Annotated in this window: 17 protein-coding genes and 1 pseudogene; 7 read left to right on the top strand and 11 right to left on the bottom strand. The window is 51.0% G+C overall.

All coding sequences use genetic code 11. The features are described 5' to 3' along the window. Positions 1-10 precede the first annotated feature (10 nt). Genes BEN74_RS07715 through hflX form a run of 3 tightly spaced genes read right to left on the bottom strand, consistent with a single transcriptional unit; the run spans position 11 to position 2,380 of the window. Complete coding sequence (locus BEN74_RS07715; protein ID WP_068910393.1) at positions 11-685, bottom strand: LrgB family protein; 675 nt, start codon at positions 683-685, stop codon at positions 11-13. A gap of 10 nt (positions 686-695) precedes the next feature. After that, positions 696-1,067 carry a hypothetical protein gene (locus BEN74_RS07710; protein WP_068910394.1) on the bottom strand — a complete coding sequence of 124 codons (372 nt, stop codon included), beginning with the start codon at positions 1,065-1,067 and terminating at the stop codon, positions 696-698. A 44-nt stretch (positions 1,068-1,111) separates the two neighbouring features. Then, positions 1,112-2,380 (bottom strand): ribosome rescue GTPase HflX, encoded by a 1,269-nt coding sequence (gene hflX, locus BEN74_RS07705; protein WP_416240774.1) that lies wholly within the window; start codon positions 2,378-2,380, stop codon positions 1,112-1,114. Positions 2,381-2,804: 424 nt separating this feature from the next. Between hflX and BEN74_RS07700 the strand changes: the two genes are divergently transcribed. Continuing rightward, a complete protein-coding gene (locus tag BEN74_RS07700; RefSeq protein WP_068910396.1) occupies positions 2,805-3,614 on the top strand; it encodes a lysophospholipid acyltransferase family protein in 810 nt (269 codons plus the stop codon). 32 nt (positions 3,615-3,646) lie between these two features. Here the strand turns inward: BEN74_RS07700 and BEN74_RS07695 are convergent, their stop codons facing one another. Beyond that, complete coding sequence (locus BEN74_RS07695; RefSeq protein WP_068910397.1) at positions 3,647-5,281, bottom strand: phospholipase D family protein; 1,635 nt, start codon at positions 5,279-5,281, stop codon at positions 3,647-3,649. Between the two features lie 103 nt (positions 5,282-5,384). On the opposite strand from BEN74_RS07695, the gene BEN74_RS07690 reads away from it, so the two are divergent. Next, complete coding sequence (locus tag BEN74_RS07690) at positions 5,385-6,395, top strand: metallophosphoesterase (RefSeq protein ID WP_068910398.1); 1,011 nt, start codon at positions 5,385-5,387, stop codon at positions 6,393-6,395. Between the two features lie 167 nt (positions 6,396-6,562). Then, positions 6,563-6,910 carry a hypothetical protein gene (locus BEN74_RS07685; RefSeq protein WP_068910399.1) on the top strand — a complete coding sequence of 116 codons (348 nt, stop codon included), beginning with the start codon at positions 6,563-6,565 and terminating at the stop codon, positions 6,908-6,910. 64 nt (positions 6,911-6,974) lie between these two features. Here BEN74_RS07685 and BEN74_RS07680 read toward each other — a convergent pair. After that, a pseudogene (locus BEN74_RS07680) lies at positions 6,975-7,418 on the bottom strand (MFS transporter); the annotation flags it as partial. Between the two features lie 20 nt (positions 7,419-7,438). Beyond that, positions 7,439-8,086: a PAQR family membrane homeostasis protein TrhA gene (gene trhA, locus BEN74_RS07675; protein ID WP_068910400.1), complete on the bottom strand. Its 648-nt coding sequence runs from the start codon at positions 8,084-8,086 to the stop codon at positions 7,439-7,441. Between the two features lie 102 nt (positions 8,087-8,188). On the opposite strand from trhA, the gene BEN74_RS07670 reads away from it, so the two are divergent. Then, a complete protein-coding gene (locus BEN74_RS07670; RefSeq protein ID WP_068910401.1) occupies positions 8,189-9,409 on the top strand; it encodes a class I SAM-dependent methyltransferase in 1,221 nt (406 codons plus the stop codon). 9 nt (positions 9,410-9,418) lie between these two features. Next, a complete protein-coding gene (locus BEN74_RS07665) occupies positions 9,419-9,841 on the top strand; it encodes a GNAT family N-acetyltransferase (RefSeq protein ID WP_068910402.1) in 423 nt (140 codons plus the stop codon). A 471-nt stretch (positions 9,842-10,312) separates the two neighbouring features. Here the strand turns inward: BEN74_RS07665 and BEN74_RS07660 are convergent, their stop codons facing one another. After that, positions 10,313-10,654 carry a hypothetical protein gene (locus tag BEN74_RS07660; protein ID WP_068910403.1) on the bottom strand — a complete coding sequence of 114 codons (342 nt, stop codon included), beginning with the start codon at positions 10,652-10,654 and terminating at the stop codon, positions 10,313-10,315. Between the two features lie 201 nt (positions 10,655-10,855). Between BEN74_RS07660 and BEN74_RS07655 the strand changes: the two genes are divergently transcribed. Beyond that, on the top strand, positions 10,856-11,560 hold the full coding sequence (locus BEN74_RS07655; RefSeq protein WP_068910404.1) for a transglutaminase-like domain-containing protein: 705 nt from the start codon (positions 10,856-10,858) through the stop codon (positions 11,558-11,560). A 63-nt stretch (positions 11,561-11,623) separates the two neighbouring features. On the opposite strand, the gene BEN74_RS07650 is transcribed toward BEN74_RS07655, so the two are convergent. Beyond that, positions 11,624-13,768 (bottom strand): 3-hydroxyacyl-CoA dehydrogenase NAD-binding domain-containing protein, encoded by a 2,145-nt coding sequence (locus tag BEN74_RS07650; RefSeq protein ID WP_068910405.1) that lies wholly within the window; start codon positions 13,766-13,768, stop codon positions 11,624-11,626. 10 nt (positions 13,769-13,778) lie between these two features. After that, positions 13,779-14,984 (bottom strand): acetyl-CoA C-acetyltransferase, encoded by a 1,206-nt coding sequence (locus tag BEN74_RS07645; RefSeq protein WP_068910406.1) that lies wholly within the window; start codon positions 14,982-14,984, stop codon positions 13,779-13,781. A 368-nt stretch (positions 14,985-15,352) separates the two neighbouring features. On the opposite strand from BEN74_RS07645, the gene BEN74_RS07640 reads away from it, so the two are divergent. Further along, positions 15,353-16,333, top strand: a complete 981-nt coding sequence (locus BEN74_RS07640) for an agmatine deiminase family protein (RefSeq protein ID WP_416240773.1) — start codon at positions 15,353-15,355, stop codon at positions 16,331-16,333. A gap of 176 nt (positions 16,334-16,509) precedes the next feature. On the opposite strand, the gene BEN74_RS07635 is transcribed toward BEN74_RS07640, so the two are convergent. Next, entirely contained in the window at positions 16,510-17,121 is a 612-nt protein-coding gene (locus BEN74_RS07635; RefSeq protein ID WP_068910407.1) for a DUF805 domain-containing protein, read from the bottom strand. Between the two features lie 566 nt (positions 17,122-17,687). Next, complete coding sequence (locus BEN74_RS07630; protein ID WP_086374364.1) at positions 17,688-20,147, bottom strand: TniQ family protein; 2,460 nt, start codon at positions 20,145-20,147, stop codon at positions 17,688-17,690. Positions 20,148-20,151 lie beyond the last annotated feature (4 nt).

The raw sequence follows: 20,151 nt of genomic DNA, 5'->3' as shown, positions 1-20,151 counted from the left end.
GATTACCCAGTCATATTTTCTGCAGCAAAAAGATAAATGACGGCAGCCAGACCGCGGTAAAGACCGCATTCACCGCCATGCCGAAAGCGGCGTAGCGCCCGGCTACGCTGCCGCGCTGCCATGCCTGCGCCGTGCCGATGGCATGCGCGGCCAGCCCCAGCGCCAGCCCGGAGGCGCGCTCGTCATTGATGTGGCGCAAAATCAGCGGCGAAAATGCTGCGCCGATGACGCCGGACAGAATCACAATCAAAATCACCAGAGGAACCGGCGAATGCAGCAGCGTTGCAATATTGATGGCGATCGGGGTGGTCACTGCGCGGGTGGCGAAGGCCATGATGGTCGGGTCAGACAGATGCAGCAGGTAGGCGAGGCCCATCGGCAGCGCAACCGCGCTGATGCTGGCAAAGACTAAAATGCCCGCTACGGCTTTCAGCGGCAGATCATCGTAGCGCATGGCGGCCAGCGGAATGGCCAAGGCCACGGTGACATAGCCGAGCAGGTCATTGAACAGCGGATTGACCTGCGCCATGTAGCTTTCATAAGGAATGCCGAACAGGTACAGCAGGGCAATGACAAAAAACATGCCAATCACAATCACAGGAATCTGCGGCAGTTTTTTATTCACAGGCTTGGCCAGCAGATAGGCGGCCAGAGTCAGGAAGAATCCGTAAAATATTGCGAGCATATCCTTTCTCCTACAGCCACTTTTTCGACATTTTTGCGTAAATCCACAGCGGAATCAGGGTGCTGACAAACAGTACCACCAGAAACATCGGAATTTCATCGCCCAGATGCAGCATCATCAGCAATGAGCCGGCGCTGATCGGCAAAAATGCAAAAGCGCTTTCCTTCATGATTTTATTGTTGGTGTCGGTTAAGCGGGCAGGGATTTTCCTGAATTTCCGCCAAAGCGACAGCACAATCAGCAGGCTGATCAGCCCGGCCAAATTGCCTAATTCAGGGTGGCTGAACTTCCCCATGAGCCATACGGCGGCCTCACGGAACACGACAATCAGGGCAACTGTGCCTATCCATGCTTTCCAGTCGATGCGCTTGATCCAGTCCATTTTTGATCTGTCATTAAAATTTCACCTATCACGTTTTAACCGATTTAGTCCTTGATTTCAAACTCTTCCAGCGGTTTTTCGAATAGACTGGCGCGTTCACCTAAAATTTCCTGCAAAGGCAGATGCGCCTGCCGGATCAGTTGCTCGAGCTTGTGCGGCGCCATAATCACATGCAGGTGCAGGCTGCCCTGGTCATCATAATTTTCGGATTGAATCACATTCAGCTCATACAGCTGATTGCGCAGCTTGCCGTAGGCCGGCTTCAGGCGCAGCTCAAAACTCTGAATATTGCCCATCAGGCATTCATGCACGGCCTGGCGCAGCAGGTCCAGCCCCTGCTGGCTGTGCGCGGACACATACACGCGGTCTGGCTGATGCGGGGCCTTGTAGACAATTTTGGCCTGTTCGCCGCTGCGGTCAATTTTATTGTAAACGCGCAGCACTGGAACATCCGCGCCGATTTCCTTCAGCACCTTTTCTACCGCTTCAATCTGCTCCAGCATGTCCGGGCTGCTGGAATCAATCACATGCAGCAGCAGCGTGGCTTCCGCGGTTTCTTCCAGCGTGGCTTTAAAGGATTCCACCAGCGAATGCGATAGGTTGCGCACAAAGCCGACGGTATCGGCCAGAACCAGATTGCCGATGCCGTCCCAGGTCAGGCGGCGCAGCGTCGGGTCAAGGGTGGCGAACAGCTGGTCGGCGGCATACACGTCGCTGCCGGCCAGAATATTGAACAGGGTGGATTTTCCGGCATTGGTGTAGCCGACTAAAGATACAGTCGGAACAGCGGCTTTCTGGCGCGCCAGGCGGCCCTGCATGCGGGTCTGCCTGACTTTGTCAATTTTGGCCTTGAGCTGGCCCATGCGGATGCGCAGCAGGCGCCGGTCGGTTTCCAGCATGGTTTCGCCGGGGCCGCGCAGGCCGATGCCGCCTTTCTGGCTGTCCAGCGTGCCGTGGCTGCGGATCAGCCGCGAAGACATATGCTGCAGCTGCGCCAGCTCAACCTGCAGCTTGCCCTCATAGGTGCGGGCGCGTTGCGCGAAGATGTCTAAAATCAGCTCCGTGCGATCCACCACGCGGCAGCCGATGATTTTTTCTAAATTGCGCGCCTGAGCCGGGCTGAGGCCATGGTCAAAAATGACCAGGTCGGCTTCCTGCTCCGCAGCTAAGGCGGCGATTTCTTCAGCTTTGCCGGAGCCGATAAACAGCTTGGCATCCGGCTTGATGCGCTGCGCATGCAGATGCTGCAGAATTTCAGCTCCGGCAGACTGCGTCAGCAGGTGAAATTCTTCGGCATCCAGGTCTTCCAGCATTTGCACTGCAACGCTGACTAAAATGACCCGTTCACCGCCATGCTGTTTATTTAAATGATCCACGCGGCAAAAACTCCTGTCTAAAGTTCTATTCTAGGCGAAAATGCGCAGCCTGACGATGCGCCGGCGCTTTAAATTGTCAGGGAAGGCCTCCGCTGCGCGGGGCCGGCCCGGCTGCGCTGGATTTAAGGCGCGTTCAGGGCGGGAGGGCGGCCGCGGAAGCGGCATGGCTTAGGCCGCTGCTGATGAGTGAAAATCAAATCAAAACAAGGCTGAAATAGCAGTTAAGGCCATGGCGGCCGGGCATGGGAAAAGCTGGCATGCGCTTCGGCCGGTGCGGTCAATGCAAAATCCGGCAGTTCAGTATAGTATGGTGCAGAATAACTGCCGGGAAATTAGACGTCTTGTGATTAGCGATAACCCTATGCATCAACCTGCAAAACCGAAATCTTCCAGCCTGAAAGGCTTCTCCAGATTTGCGCTGTATCTGAAAAAGATCGCCGCGGCGGCTGGCGCTGTAACCGAAGGCTTTTATCTGGTTTTCCGCCATCAGCTGTATAAAGACCCCAATAATCCGGTCAATACCCGCTATGTGCAGTATTTCTGCCGCAAGCTGTGCAAAGTCTTCAATATTGAGGTGCAGGTGCACGGCGACATTCCGCGCCAGCCGGCGCTGTGGGTCAGCAATCATATTTCATGGCTGGATGTTGCGGTGCTGGGTTCCGGCGCGCGGGTGTTCTTTCTGGCCAAAGCTGAAATTGAAAACTGGCCGCTGCTGGGCAAGCTGGCCAAAGGTGGCGGCACTTTATTCATTAAGCGCGGTTCCGGCGATTCGGTGAAAATCCGTGAACAGATGACTGCGTTTCTGAAGCAGGACAGCCCGGTTCTGTTTTTCCCTGAGGCGACCACCTCTGACGGCACGCGGATCAAGAAGGTGCATGGGCGCCTGCTGGGCGCCGCCATTGAGGCGCAGCGCCCAGTGCAGATCTGCCTGATCTGCTATGTCAACCAGCAGGGCGAGCTGGACATGGTCGCGCCGTTTATCGGCGAAACCCCTTTTGCCAAGCATGTGCAGAATGTGCTGGAAATGCCGAATGTCGCGGCGCATTTGATTGCCTTGCCGGCGATTGATTCCGCCGGGCATACGGTGGAAAGCCTGACGCAGGAAGTGCAGCGGAAAATGACCGAAGGCCTGGCCCAGCTGCATGAGCGGGTGCTGAAGCCTTCGGCCTAAGCGCCGCTTTCATCGGCAGAAAAAATCAAGGCTTACATAAAGCCTTCAATCGGCAGCCAGGAGATCATTTTCATGCCAGTCCGCTGCCACCATTTCATTTTAGGCTCTTTGTGGTAGATGCGGGTTTTGCCGTTATCCAGCTTAATTTTCCAGTTTATGCGCTGATTGGCGTCCAGCATCAGCTTGTAGGCGTATTTGCTGAGGTTTTCATCCATGGTGTGATGCACCGCGCGCGCCAAAGGCGGGCTGTTCAGCAGCACGCCGATTTCGGTATTCAGGTAGGCGGAACGCGGGTCAAGGTTGAATGAGCCGATAAAGACCTGCTTTTCATCCAGAGCCATCAGCTTGGCATGCAGGCTGGAGCGGCTGAGGCCTTTCATGCTGACTTTGGCCTTGCTGGCCAGCTCATTGGTATTGATATTGAGGTTTTCCGCATCCGGATTGAACAGGAATTCATACAGCTGCACATCATTTTCCAGCAGCTCCTGCCGGTATTTGCCGTAAAACGCATGCACCAGCGGCACGTCATTGGCTTTAAATGAATTGGTCAGCACGCGGACCTGCACGCCGCTGTCGGCCAGCTCTTTCAGCTGCTTGACGCCGTCCTTCTGCGGCACAAAGTAGGCCGATACAATATCGACGCTTTGCTCCGGCTGCTCCAGATGCTTCAGCAGCTGGAAGTTGAGGTGCTCTTCTTTTTTGGCTCTGGCTTTGATTTTACTGGGCGAATCCTTGACTACTTCGGCTTTGACCCAGTCCAGCTGAATGCGGCTGTTAAGCCATGTGTCAAAGGCATGCGAGCGGTTGGCCAAGTCTAAATAGTTCTGTACGGTGACTTCCTGATTATGCTCCTGCAGCTGCTGCTTCAGGCCGTCAAAGCGCAGGGTATAATGGCGCGGATTGACCAGCTGCCTGACCGGAAAGGCGTAGTCATCATTCCAGTATTCATCAAAGGAATGAATGATTTCATCGGATGCCGCGCCGGCCAGCATCACATCAACATCGGAAAACTGGTAATTGTCGCTGACGTTGTAGTACTGGTTGCTCATGTTGCGCCCGCCGATCAGGGCAATCTGGTTGTCGGCAATAAAGCTTTTGTTGTGCATGCGCCGGTTGATGCGCTTCAGGTCCAGCACCATATCCACAGGGCGGTAATGCCGGAAACGGTAAGGGTTGTAGAGCTTGACCTCAATATTGGCATGCTGGTCCAGCGCAAGGTAAATGCCTTCCATCTGCTTAGCGTTGTTGTCGTCTATCAGCAGGCGGACTTTTACCCCACGGTCCGCCGCCTGAATAATGGCATGCAGCGCCATGGCGCCAATTTTGTCATTGTCCCAAATGTAGTACTGCAGGTCTAAGGATTTTTCCGCCTTGTTGATCAGCTGCAGGCGCGCTGCCAGCGCTTCCAGCGGATCGTACAGCACATGAAAGCCTGTCAGGCCGGGGTTGGCGTCGCGCAGCGGCTGCACAATTTTGGCCAGCGCCGTGCCTTCAGTCGGCGTGCTGAAGGCATATTCCACCGGCTGCGCCGCCTGCTTGGGCAGCGTGGAGCAGGCTGGAATCCCCAACAGCAGGCTGCAGCTGAGCGCGGCTGCGGCCAGTTTAGAATGGCTAAACGGCTTTGCAGCGGCGGCGGCTTCAGGCGTCAGATTTGGGGAATGGGTCATGCGTGCGGAAAATCGGAAAATTAGAATTGAGTATAATTGCCAGCTATGAAAAGATAAATATCAGGACGGTGAAATCCGTCCGGTCAAATTGTTGGGGATTGGTATGTGGGATTTGAATTCCGTGGTGTTGTATTTTTACCTGGGCATGGGGCTGCTGGCGCTGTGGGGCGTTTCCCAGGCGTGGCTGAGCCAGTCCCGCACGGAAACCATCCATCCCTTTAAAGCCTTTGTGCACCTGCTGGCATTTTACCTTTCCTATCTGCTTATTCCGCTGTTTTTCTTCAGCATGTATGCCGGCTGGAGCGGCTATTACTCGCTGCATGAAGCCGCATTCGTATTTTTAGTTTCAGGGGTGTTCTGCTATGCGCGCTTTATTGAGCCGCATCTGGTGCATGTCAAGACCACGCGCTATCAGCTGCATGCCGATAAAAGACTGCTGAAGCCGGTCAAAATCGCCTTGGTGGCCGACCTGCATATCGGGCTGTTCTCCGGCCATGAGCGCCAGCTGAAGCAGATTGTCAGCAAATTGAATCAGGCCCAGCCGGATCTGGTGGTGGTGGCCGGCGACTGGACCTATGAGCCGGAAAATACCCTGGCGCAGGAGCTGGCGGTGCTGAAGGAAATTCATGCGCCGGTGTATTCGGTCAACGGCAATCATGACGAGCAGTATCCCGGCCCGCCGATTCAGGCTCTGCTGCGCAATGCGCTGGCGCTGAACAATGTGATGGACATTGAAGGCCAGGTGGTGGAGTTCAATGAATTCCGCCTGATCGGCATTGGCGACTTATGGGCGGGCAAGGCCGATATGCGCTTTATGCCGGAACTGCCTCAGGACAAGCCGTGGGTGATTCTGTCGCATAACCCGGATACCGTGGACATGGTTCCTGCGCTGCCGTCGCGCCCGCTGATGCTGTCCGGGCATACCCACGGCGGGCAGGTGGAGCTGCCGTGGCTGACCGACTATGTTATGAAAAAAGTATCGATTCTGGGCCATAAAAAAGGCCTGTACCGGCATGAGCATGCCGATGTCTTTGTCAGCGTAGGCACCGGCATGGTCGGCGTGCCGCTGCGCTTCCGGGTGCCGCCGACCATTGACATGATAGAATTGATATAAAGATAAAATGCTTGTTTTTTGCGCAAAACTGTCATTATATTAAAAGGCAGCTGAGCGCGGCGTTTGAAGCGGCGGCGGTGTCATATTTTCTTCAATATGCGCCTATATGCTGGTTCTGAGCGCAAGGCTTTGACGCACTGCATGTTTAAGAATAAGAGTATAAATATATGCTGGAATTTCATAAAGAAGTTGGAACGCTATTCGGGCTCACTGAGCAGCAGTCTGCGCGGCTGGAGCAGGGGTTAAAGCAGCTGGAGCAGGAGTTTTCCGCCGCTCCGGATGCAGGGGACAGCGCATTTGCAGCGCGGTTCTATCAGAAATTTGAACAGCTGGCCGCGCAGAATGGCCTGTCTGAGCATGATATTGAGCCCTGCGTGAATGTGCTGTATTTCCATGAGGGCCATCAGCAGCTGGTGAGCTATATTGTGCCCAGCTACTACAATTCCGGCGGCGACCGCGAAGTCTTTGCCGATACCTACCAGCTCATGATGGAAGCGCAGCAGCAGTCCAGCTAGGCTGTGCAGTTTTTTAGATGAAAAAGCCGGCGCCAATGCGCCGGCTTTTTTTGATGGCGGCGCCTTAAATCTGGCTGTTGACGTCATCGTTTTTGGTTTCACGGATCATCAGGAAGGCGGCCAGTGAAAGCAGCGAGGCGGCGGTCAGGTAGTAGCCGACCGCGTACAGGCCGTATTCAGTCGCCAGCTTGGTGGCGATCAGCGGCGCAAAAGAAGCGCCGAAAATGCCGGCCAAATTGAAGGTTAAAGCCGAGCCGGTGTAGCGCACTGAAATCGGGAAAATTTCGGACAGTACCGTGCCGATCGGGCCGTAAGTCAGGCCCATGATGGATAAGCCGATGCACAGGAACAGCAGCACAGCTGCGGTATGGCCGGACTCCAGCAGCGGCGCGAAGGCTAAGCCGAACAGCGCGGAAATTGCGCATACGGCAATAGAGGTGGCTTTGCGCCCGAATTTTTCCGCCAGGACTGCAGACAGCAGAATGAAGGTGGCAAAGCACAGGGTCGCTGAAATGCAGAATGAGGGGATTAAATCACGTACAGATAGATGGCCAGAAAATGTGATCCTGCACCTATCAGTACAAAAATATGCCAGATAGCATGAGCATATCTTACTCTTTTTAATGCATAAAACAATGCGCCGACGGTGTAGGAAATCCCGCCAGCAATCAGCCAGGTCAAGGCTTGAGCGCTGAGGAAGCGCTGCATGTCGTCAATCACCAATAGCGCCAGCCAGCCCATGGCCAAATAGGCGAACAGGGAAATTTTCTGGAAAGAATGAATGAAAATTAACTTGAACAGTGTTCCTATAATGGCGATCACCCACAGCGCAATCAGCAGGTAATGGGCTTTTGCGGTCGGCAGGGCGATGGAGAGGAAGGGCGTATAGGTGCCGGCAATCAAATAATAAATTGCGGTGTGGTCGAGTTTTTTATAAAAATAGCGCCGGTCTGCGGTGACGGCCATATGGTACAGCGCCGATGCGGAAAACAGCAGCACCATGCTCAGCGCATAGACCCACAGCCCGAACCATTGCCCGGCAGGCAGGTAAGCGCCTTTAATAATTAAGAAAATGCCGGCAATCAGCGCCAAGGCCGCGCCTGCGCCGTGGCTGAGGAAGTTCAGGCGCTCTTCCAGCGGGTCATAATCGGGAACTAGTGGAGCGTTGTTTATCATTTAATGTCGCTCAATATAAATATACAGGTGTATAGTAATTCAATTTTGCATTTGGCGTAAGAAGATTTAAACTTCAGATGCAATTCTTTTCAGGTTTTACTTATGTCCGCTCCGGCTCCCCTTTTTCCACAGGAACAGCAGTTCTTAGATGCGTTTCAGCAAGCCGTTGATGCGCAGCGCTTCGAGCGCCTAATCCTCAGCCAGTACAAGGGCGAGCTTGAACAGCTGGAGAAAATCACATTGCGGGTCATTTCCCTGCAGAATGAACAGGTTATGAGCTGCCTGTACCGCTATAAAACGCAGGATGTGACCAAGAATTATCCTTTAAATCAGGCCGCGGCTCAAGCGGCTGAGCTGCTGCAGCGCTGCAGGCAGGCCAACCTGTTTACCGCAGATGAAGAGCTGCAGCTGAAAAAGAACCGGAAAAAAGCCCTGCTGACTGTCAGCCAGCTCAAGCCGGAGGCTAAGCCCGGCCAAGAGCAGCAGGGCCATGACCGCGCCAAGCGCCGCTATGTCGATCAGGACAGCCCGTTCCTGCAGCTGCTGGGCATTGCCGACGCCAAAGCGCAGATTATTCCCAGCATGGCGCGGAAATGGAAGCAGATCAATAAATTTGTTGAAATTTGCGCCGGCGCAGTGGAGCAGATTCAAGGCGCGGACCGGCCGCTGCATGTGGTGGATTTCGGCGCAGGCAAAGGCTATTTGACTTTTGCCCTGTATGACTATTTGGCCAAGCAGCTGCAGGCGCCTTTTGTTACCGGGGTCGAGCTGAATCCGAAAATGGTGGAATTCTGCCGGGAGGCTGCCGAGGCATCCGGCTTTGCGCAGCTGGACTTTTTTCAGGGCGATGTGCGCACCTATGCGCCAAAGCAGCTGGATGTGATGATTGCGCTGCATGCCTGTGACGTGGCCACCGACTTTGCCATACACAGCGGCATTCGCCTCAATGCGCAGATGATTATGTGTGCGCCGTGCTGCCACAAGGAGCTGCGCCCGCAGTTGCGCAGCCCGAAAGTGCTGGCGCCGATGCTGCAGTTCGGCATTCACGCCGGCCAGCAGGCGGAAATGCTGACCGATACCATCCGCGCGCTGCTGCTGAAAGCCTACGGCTATGACACCAAAGTTTTTGAATTTGTGGCGCTGGAGCATACCAGCAAAAACAAGATGATTCTGGCGACCAAGCGCAGCGGTTTTACCGCGCCTGATCCGGAAGTTTTGGCGCAGATACAGGCTTTGAAGGAAATGTACGGCATTCAAAAGCATTCCTTGGAGCTGCTGCTGAATGACCAGTGGGATCAGCAGAATATCGGCTGCAAGTGCTGAGAGGCAGTGATGGCGGACTTTAAGATTATTTCCGGCGCATGGGCGCAGCTGCAGGCGGAGGCTGCGCCGGTGCGTGAACAGGTATTCATTCAGGAACAGCAGATTGCGCCTGAAGATGAGTGGGATGCGCAGGATGCCATCTCGCAGCATTTTATTGTTTTAGATCAAGGCCGGCCCATTGCGGCCGCGCGCCTGCTGCCGAATAACAGCATAGGCCGGGTGGCGGTGCTGAAGCCGTACCGCGGGCAGGGCATAGGCCGGCTGCTGATGCTGGAAATCATGCGTCAGGCCCGGCTGCAGCGCCGTGAATTTTTAAAGCTGTCATCGCAGGTGCATGCGGTGCAGTTTTATGCCGGGCTGGGCTTTGCTGTCGAAGGCGCGCAATATCTGGACTGCGGCATTGCGCATATTGATATGCGGATAAAACTTTAAACTTTAGGCCACGGCCGGCTTAAATGCGCATCTATAATGCCTGTCAATTAAGACATTGGCTGGTATTTTCTTTTTAAATCCTAGATTGTATTTGATACGCGGAAATGTCATCCGCGACCTGCGTGGTCTTTTAAATGGACTGTTTTTGCAAATATAGTTATGTAAGTGCAGAAAGTGAACAGGTTTTGCGGATGACAAATGTTTTTGGTTCTTTTGGCGAAACAAAAGAACAAAACGAGCTCCAAAAATTCAATTTAAAAACGGTAAGACTCCGCCGTGAATAGCCCTAAAAGTTAAGGACTTTATTGCGAAATTCTTTAACTGATCAGCATTACATCTTATGCCGCCTGCTTTTCTGTCAAGTCATGCGGTTGATTCAGCTGGTTTGGCAGGCAGCCTTTCAGCGCGGCATATCGGCAATAAAAAAGCGCTGATCAGAATCAGCGCTTTTTCCGGATCATCTGAAATCAATCAGCGGCTGTGCGCGCTGCCGGATGCAGGCTCATGCTGCATGCCTTCCATCGCTGCGTGCTCGGCAGCCAGCATCTGATGCTCTCCGGCAGGCGCAGGCGCGCCGGCTTCACGGGCTTCTTTCTGCTTTTGCGCTTCAGCCATTGCCTCTTCAGACATCGCAGGCGCATTTTTAAATGCATGCTGCTGCGTACTCTGCTTGCTTTGCTGGCTTGGCATGTAGTCCGGTTCATTGCTGACCGCAAGCCAGAAAAACAGCATGAACAGTCCGCCCAAAATGCAGAAAATAATCAGTGCTTTCCAGCCCCAAGGCGATTTTTCAGGAGATGAATGATCAGTCATAGCAGCATACTCAATCGGATAAAAATAAATCTAAAAACATGCAACTTTATAACATAAATATCTAGGAATCCTAAGCCCATAAATCATTTTTAGCCCGGCGCGGCCTCCGCCGGGCTAATGCATGTGCTTAATTTTTAAGGCTTGACCTTGGATCTGCTCCATAGTTTGTACTGCAGCATCAACAGGCAAGAAGGGCAACAGATGAAGCGTTATTTGGATGAAACACCGCTGCTGGATTTTTCCAATGAGGCGCTGCAGCAGCTGATTCAGCAGCGCCAATGGCTGGCGCTGGACAGCATCTCCAGAGTCAGGGCAGTGTATAACTTTGTCCGGGATGAGATTCCGTTCGGCTATAACCGCGCAGATGATCTGCGCGCTTCTGAGGTGCTGCGGGACGGCTATGGGCAGTGCAATACCAAAACCGTATTGCTGATGGCCCTGCTGCGCGCGGCCGGCTTGCCCAGCCGCATTCACGGATTCACGATTGATAAGGCGCTGCAGCGCGGGGCAATCCGCGGCCTGTGGTACCGGCTTTCGCCGCGGAATATTCTGCACAGCTGGGCTGAAGTGCATGTCAATGATCAGTGGTATATTTTAGAAGGGGTGATTCTGGATTTGCCCTATCTGCAGCAGCTGCAGAAAGCCCATCCTGAGCGCAAAGGGGCTTTTTGCGGCTATGGCGTCTTTACCGACTGCATGGACAGCCCGCCAGTTGAGTGGAATTTAAATCATACATTTATTCAGGATAAAGGCATCAATCAGGATTTCGGCGTGTTTGATGCGCCGGATGATTTTTTCAGGCAGCATCAGCAGCAGCTGAGCGGTCTGCAGGCGCTGACCTTCCGCCTGCTGGTGCGCTATCTGATGAACCGCAATGTTGCCAGAATCCGCAATGCATCAGGATGACAGCGGCTGATGCGCCAGATTCAGCCCAAAGGCCTGCGCGGCGCTGGGCTGGATTCAGGAGGCTTAGATTTTTCCGCCCTGAGCGGCTTTGTCGCGCAGCATCTGCGGCGCTTTAAAGCGTTCGCCGTATTTGGCCTGCAGCGTATTGGCGCGGAGCAGGGCTTTTTCCAAGCCATACTGATTGAGGAACTGCAAAGCGCCGCCGGTCCACGGCGCAAATCCGATGCCGAAAATAGAGCCGATATTGCTGTCTACAGCGGATTCCAGCACGCCTTCCTCCAGGCAGCGCAGGGCATCCAAAGCCTGCACAAACAGAAAGCGGTCAATCATTTCCTGCTCTGGAACATCAGTGTCTTTTTTCCAGCAATTCAAGCCGTCCCACAGCTGCTTTTTGCCGCCTTCCGGATAGTCATAAAAGCCCGCGCCGGCAGCTTTGCCTTTGCGTCCGAATTCATGAATCATGCGCCGAATGACTTCATCGGCGCCGGACAGCGGCAGCTCTTGGCCTTGCGCCCGCAGCGCCTTGCGGGTTTCATCCGCGACATGTTCGGACAGGCTCAGCGACACTTCATCCTGAATCGCCAGCGGGCCAACCGGCATGCCGGCTTTCAAGGCCGCCATTTCAATGCGGGCTGGATGCACGCCTTCGGCCAGCAGGCGCAGGCCTTCCTGCACAAAAGTGCCGAAGACGCGGCTGGTAAAAAAGCCGCGCCGGTCATTCACCACAATCGGGATTTTGCCGATCTGCTGCACGAAGTCATAGGCTTTGGCCAAAGCTTCTGCAGAGGTGGCTTGCCCTTTGATGATTTCCACCAGCTGCATTTTATCCACGGGGCTGAAGAAATGCAGGCCGATGAAGTTCTGCGCATTTTTCGAGGCTTTGGCCAACTCGCTGATCGGCAAAGTCGAGGTGTTGGACGCCATCAGGCCGCCGCCGGCCAAATAGGCTTCCGCTTCCTGCGTCACTTCAGCTTTCAGCTGCGGATTTTCAAATACCGCTTCAATGATCAGCCCGCAGCCCTGCAGGTCTGCAGCCGAGGCTGTCGGAGTAATCAGGTTTAAAATCCGGCTGCGCTGTTCAGCGCTGATGCGCCCTTGAGCAACCTGCCGGTCCAAAAGCGTTTGGCTGTAAGCTTTGCCTTTTTCGGCATTTTCCAGCGAAACATCTTTCAGCACCACGGCAATGCCTTTGCAGGCCGCGGCGTAGGCAATGCCGGCGCCCATCATGCCTGCGCCCAGTACGCCGATTTTGGCTGCCTGCCATTTCGCAATGCCTTGAGGGCGGCTGGCACCGGCTTTAATGGCGTTCAGGCCATGCCAGAATGCGCCAATCATGTTCTTGGCAATTTGCCCGGTAGCCAGATAGGTGAAGTAGCGTGATTCAATGGTCAGCGCGGTCTCCACATCAACCTGCGCGCCTTCCACGGCGGCGGCCAGAATCGCTTCAGGCGCCGGGTAGCAGCCTTTGGTTTTATCGCGCAGCATGGCAGGCGCAACCGCCAGCATTTGCGCAGCCGCGGGGCTTTCCGGGCCGCCGCCGGGAATTTTATAGCCTTTGGCGTCAAAGGGCTGCTGCGACGCTTTTGCGGACAGCGGGTTGGCTTTAATCCAGGCCATCGCTTTGTCCAGCAGCGCCTGTTCAGAATCCGCCGTATCGTGAATCAGCCCCAGCGCCTGGGCTTGCGCAACGCCGAACTGCCGGCCTTCCAGCAGCAGGGGCAAGGCAGTCTGCAGGCCAAGCAGGCGCACCATGCGCACAATGCCGCCGCCGCCCGGCAGCAGGCCCAAGGTGACTTCCGGCAGGCCGAACTTGGCTTTGGGGTCATTTAAAGCAATGCGGTAATGGCAGCCTAAAGCCAGCTCCCAGCCGCCGCCCAGCGCAGTGCCGTTCAAGGCCGCCGCCACAGGCACGCCTAAGGTTTCAACCGCGCGCAAGTCCGCTTTGAGCTTTTCCACCATGCTGAAAAATCCGGCGGCCTGTTCAGGCTGAACCTGAATCAGTTCATCCAGATCGCCGCCAGCAAAGAAGGTTTTTTTGGCGGAGCGGAATATAATGCCGTTCAGCCCGGTTTCCGCTTTCAGCCTTTGCACTGTTTCATCCAGCGCGCTGCGGAATTCCGCATTCATGGTATTGGCAGACTGCCCCGCAGAATCAAGAGTCAGGATCACAATCTGGTCCGCATTTTTATGGTATTGAATTGCGCTCATTGTATTCTCCTTAGACCAGCTCAATAATGGTGGCGATCCCCATGCCGCCGCCCACGCATAAGGCCGCCATGCCGCGCTTTTTGCCCCAGCGTTCCAGCTCATCCAGCAGTGTGCCTAAAATCATTGCGCCTGTTGCGCCCAGCGGATGCCCCAGCGCAATGGCGCCGCCGTTGACATTGACTTTGGCCGGATCAATCTTCAGCTCATTGATAAAGCGCAGCACCACGGCGGCAAAGGCTTCATTGACTTCAAACAGGTCAATGTCGTCAATGCTCAGGCCCGCTTTGGCCAATGCCTTGCGCGCAGCCGGCGCAGGGCCGGCCAGCATGATGGTCGGGTCAGTGCCGGCCAGCGCGGCGGCAAGCACTTTGGCGCGCGCTTTCAGGCCTTGCGCTTTCAGCGCTGTTTCCGAAGCCAGCAGCACCACAGCGGCGCCATCGACAATGCCGGAGGAGTTGCCGGCATGATGAACGTGATGAATCTGCTGCGCTTCCGGATACTTCTGCAGCGCGACGGCGTCAAAGCCCATTTGCCCCATCATGGCAAAGCTCGGATTCAGCCTGGCTAAGCCTTCTGCTGTGGTGTCCGGCTTAATAAATTCATCTTTTGCTAAAATCATCAGGCCTGAACGGTCTTTCACCGGAATCACCGAGCGCCCGAAATAGCCCTTGGCCTGCGCGGCGGCGGCTTTTTTCTGCGACTGTTCGGCAAAAGCGTCAACATCGGCGCGCGAATAGCCGTCTAAGGTGGCAATCAGGTCCGCGCCGATGCCTTGCGGCACGAAGCCGGCTTTTAAATTGGTTTCAGGGTCGAGCGCCCACGGCCCGCCGTCCGAACCCATCGGCACACGCGACATCGATTCCACGCCGCCCGCCACCACAAGGTCTTCCCAGCCGGAACGGATTTTCTGCGCCGCCATATTGACCGCCTCCAGGCCGGAGGCGCAGAAACGGTTAATCTGCACGCCGGCCGCCGCATTGTCCCAGCCGGCCGCAATGGCTGCCGTCTTGGCGATGTCCGCGCCCTGATCGCCGACTGGCGTCACGCAGCCGAGTACAATGTCATCGACCTGGGCGGTGTCCAGCTGATGGCGGTCTTTCAGTTCATTCAGCAGGGAAGTCAGCAGGGTGATCGGCTTGACTTCATGCAGCGCGCCGCCTTTTTTTCCTTTTCCGCGGGGCGTGCGGATGGCATCGATAATATAAGCTTCGCTCATAGCCTGTCCTTTTCATTAAAATTTTTATGCGCTGTTTGAGTGTAATGCTTAATTGATGAAGCGCAATGACAAGAACGGATCAGATCATCTGAGATTTTTTGCCAATCTGTAAACTGAACGAGGTGCCGGCGGTTCAGGGGATAGAGGCTGCAAATGAAATTAAGAATCAATTGCGGAAATGCTGACAATCTGGAAGCGCCGGCGTTAGAATAGCGCCTGCATTTAAGGAAAAATAATCAGAAAAAAGGATGAAGATCTTGAGCAAAATCAGTAAAAGCGTATTTTCAGCAATCGGCCTGATGCTGCTGGCCGGCTGCAGTTCCGCATCCGATCCGCAGCTGCCGGAAAAAGCAGGGAAGCAGGCAGAGATGAAAAAGTTCGCGAATGAAATTTCCGCGCAAAGAATGCTGCTGGTGCTGTCAGCGCCTTCGGTGCATGACCCTTATTACAAAGCGGCTTTTCAGCAGATTGTCGATTTTCAGATTGATTATGCCCGGTCGATTTTAGGCCATGACAATGTGGTGATTATTGCCGATGAAGACACCCAGCCGTTTTATGCGGGCAAAGTGCCGGAAGATATCCTGCTGGTTGATGATGTTCGCGATATCTGGATGCGGGATTTCAGCACGGTCAACCCTGCGCAGCCGGTGCAGTTTACTTATACCTGGGCGTCGATGACGGAAAAGCAAAGCCGGCAGGTGCAGAAAAGCTTTAATGATTTTGCCGACCGCTACGGCATTCAGCGCCGCCATAGCGGCTTGCTGCTGGATGGCGGCAATATTGTGGATGATTATGCCGGCCGCATAATCACCACGGCGCGCTTTATGCAGGATAATGAGCTGACCTATAAGCAAGCTAAACAGGAACTGAAGCGGGCGCTGGGAGCCAGCCAGGTCGCCATTTTAGAGCCGGACGAGGAAGTCCTTGCCCATTCGGACGGAATGGCCAGCTGGGTGGATGAAAATACGCTGCTGGTGAATGATTATTCCCAAACGCCGTCTTTTAGAACCTTGGTGCTGGATGAGCTGAAGGCGTCGTTCCCGGCAGCAAAAATTGTGGAAGTGCCCGTGCAGTACCAAACCAACCCGCGGGGGCAGTGGGAGGGCTTTGAGTCCGCCTGCGGGGTGAACTTGAATGCTGCCGTGACCTACAATTACATTTATGTGCCGACCTTCAATATGCCGCATGATCAGGCGGCGCTGAATATCATCCGGAAAAATACCTCTCAACAGGTCATTCCGGTCAATGCTGAAAGCGTTTGCCCGATGGGCGGTAGCGTGCGCTGCCTGACATGGCAGCTGAGCGGAGAAAACGCCAGGAAACTGATTCTGGCTGCGCGGGAGCTTTAACGTTGTTTTGGCGCAAGGCTGAGGCTGGCTGTCAGGATTGATCTTTGAAATTGATTCTTATGCGGCTTTTATTGCATTCATTGTTTTATGACTGATGAATAGTTTTCTATTAAATATAAAATGCTTAAGGTAAAAGAAAAGGGCGGTGAACGCCCTTTTTTATTGGCTGAAAACCGTTATTTAGCAGGCTGTCCCCATGGGTTGTTTTCCCGTTTTGTTTCTGTCGCAAACCACACGATTAAAAGAATTGCGCCAATGAGCGGAATGAATGCAATTAAATACCACCAGCCTGATTTGCCAATATCATGCAATCGACGTACTGCAACTGCAAGCCCGGGAACGAGCAGAGCTAATACAGCAATCGCATACACAAGGTATTCAGTACCGGCAATAGCATCTAGAATTTGCGCCACAACAAGAATGATGAATTGAACGAGAGTGAAAAACCAGAATTCTTTACGGCGTGCGCGCCCTGTAAAATTCGCATAGTTCTTGAGGCATTTTACAAACCAGTCAATCATGTTGAAGTTTTCTTCAGATTGATTTTGATTGGAAATTTTATCAAGCTGATGGGAAAGGGTTTCCACAGCATTGGAGCTGTGTCCAAGGGCGATATAGATTTGTACTGCGTTGCCTTCAGCATCTACAGCAAAATCTACTTTATCGCCGCGTGCCGGCGGGCGCTGTCCGCGCCATTCCGCACCGCTGAAAGTGTAGCGGTTCTGATCATCAGCGCTGATAACGCCTGAATTTGTCTGAATAGAGAAATCTAAAATAGCCCCTTTCATTTTTACCCTCTGCTGTTGTGTTAATAGTTTTTAAATATTTATTTTATTCAATTGGATAATATCATGTGATTCATTTTTTTTTTGAATATGGGTTAAAAAAATCCCGCTGCGGGAGCTGTGGATTCAATCATAAAATGAAATTTCTTAAATTCTAAATTACTTTAATAATTAGCGATATAGAGTAGATTGAATAATCTTAAAATACATTTATTTAAGTAAAATTTAAAGAATAAATTGAAATAAAATACAATTTATAAACCATAAAATGAAATTTTAATGAATTCAATAAATAAAATACTACATTCATTGTTTGTTCTAAAAAATATTATTAAATCAATTAATTAATAATGGAATTTTAAGATGGGTTGATGCTTAATTAGAAAAATTATACTTGATGAGGTAGTTTAAAAAACTGCTATATAGGTGTTCATTAGTTCTCTTAGACCTCATTCTATATAATATTTTAGAGATACATAATTTAACATAAGTGATGGTTTCTACTCAATTTCGTCAATGGAAATTTAAGTTGATAAATATTTAGATCATCAATTCTCTGCATTAGCAATCTAAAGAAGCTTGGTAATGCTTGTGCGATCAAATAAAAAGTTCGGAAAACTATCATAATTGGGTCCTGATATAGGTTGAATCTTTCCAAGGCGAATTGCATTGTTAACATCTTGGCGTGTTTTTCCAGTAGATTCAGCCAGTTCTTGTGTACTTAATGCAGATATCCTGAGTTTCTTGATATTTTCCAAGTCATCCACATGGGCATAGCGTTGACCTAAGCCATCATTAATTAAGCTCAATCGACCTGATTTAAGCCAATCAATTTCAAGTCTGCGCTTGTTAATTGATAACCAAGTGGGTATGTCTTGTAGTTTTATAAGATGCGGATTATTTCGGAATTCGGCAAGGTATTGCAGTACTACTTCTGATTTAAAGTAACGTTTGTTACCCAGTTCTCCATTATGTTGCACCGCTTGTATAAAACCCTTCTTTACTAAACGTGAAACTTTTTGAATATTGGCATTATCTCCCAAGAGTTCAGCAACTGTTTGAGCATCCATATAATCTGTTTTGGCTTTGTTTTTTGGGGTCATTTGTTCTTTTTTTGGTCTTCCAGTGCGAGTTTTATAACTTTGCAATTTATCCAATTCTTGTTTGTTGATGCTGATAATATCCTTACGCTCAAAGATATAGACTAAACCATTATCAATGGTTGGTCCTGAGACTGGTTTTATTCCAAGGTGCATTGTACGCTCAGAAATGTTGGTAGCATTTGTTTGAAAGATTTCTGCAATTTCACTTGGCAAAATGTATTTAGTTTTGAAACGGTCTAATTCCTCTGCTGAAACAAAACGCTGTGCAGATTTTATATTTATTGTTGCCATTTGATACTTTAAAAGGCCTGCTGACATGATTCGATATATTGCATCACGGTAGCTATTTAATGCGACAATAACATCATTGATACTTAATAATTCATTTGTCTCTTTATTTTTTGTTTTGATATCAATCAATTGTAGCAATTCATCTTTAGAGAAACTGACACCCAATAGACCATTTTCTTTATCAAAGTTCACTATAGAAAGTCGTCCTTCAAGTGCGGCATGAATTAATTCATCGAATGTATGCGTTGAATTGTAATGATATTTCTTAAAATAAAGCGAAAGGGGAATAACTTCATGTATAGATTTTGGTTTTACTGAGTTACCAATAGCGGTTAATAAGTCATTTAATACCTTAGTATCAATCAAAATATCACGGTAGCCATCAACATCAGGACCACGAAACGCAGTAATAATCCCACTCTTTAACAGGTTTTTTGTATTGTGAAGCGATAGCCTTAAAATTTTAGCTGCTTCATTCAGCGTAACTAGCCTTAATAATATATCTCTTAGTTCAGTTACATTATCTAGTGAGTACTTCTCATCAGATGAAGGCGATTTCAAATTAATTTTGATAAGCCGAGCAAAGCTAGAATCAGACACGGAGAGCATATTTTTAGTTTCTTCTTTTGATAATAGTTTTTCTTGCATCAGATTCTGGTTTTTTGGCTTTAGTAATATCGATGGCGTTTGTTCTGAGCGTATAAAATTTTCTAATTCATACTCTACCGCTTGATAGATGTCAGGCTGTAATTTACGTAATGGGGAACGATCCAAAGCCATACTTAGGCGAAAAAGTAGAGCTGGTTTACTAAATGCTGGATAGATGGCACGATTTATTACCACAATTTCTGTTAGAAACTGATGAAAACTTTCTGGCCAATTAGCAAATGGTTTGAACGCATTTAGAGCTTCAGTGTGCCTATTACTTATAATTTGAGAACTAAGGTCTAATTCTGTATTAGACCAAGAATACCTGCTGGATAACATATAGCCAAGATGAATGACTGCATAAAATGATTGCATATCTTTGATTAGTGGATGTCCTTTGATCGAATGACCAGTGACTGCTTGTGCAGTCATATCTGCTAGTAGTGTTTCAGAGCTTTCAACTTGCCGTGAATCTGCTGCTTTTATTTCAGCACCACAGCGACATTTCAGTAAGTTTGTTCTTGACCAATTAAATACTGAATGACATGTCGAGCATGTATCCTGTAGTAGAGATAAGTGTTTAAGGCACACTATATAAGATGCAACTGTCCATATTTTTCGATGATAAGAAGACTCCGTTAAGCACTGTACACAGATTGCGGGATTTCTAAAATTCATTAACTCATCGGAAATACTTGCATGACCGACTCTGAAATATTGGCTTTTATTGAGAGTAATCGACTGAAAAATTAGGTTGTTCAAAGTATTTTGAGGTTTATTTGTGAGATGAGATAGTCGTTCTATATTTAATTTACCCATGCAAAGAGCACGTATTTTATGAGCCTTTACCTCACAATCATTGTCATCCAAAAGCGATAATATTGGACTCAAGGATTCATAACAGTTAGCATCCGATAGGCGTAGTAAGTACCCGATCATACTTTCATCTAGATTAGGTTCTGGACGCTTTAATAGTCGTTTTTTCATACGC

It is taken from the genome of Acinetobacter sp. WCHAc010034, assembly GCF_001696615.3.
Lineage (GTDB): Bacteria > Pseudomonadota > Gammaproteobacteria > Pseudomonadales > Moraxellaceae > Acinetobacter.
The sequence above is the reverse complement of the archived record's forward strand: the minus strand, read 5'-3'. Positions and strand labels throughout refer to the sequence as shown.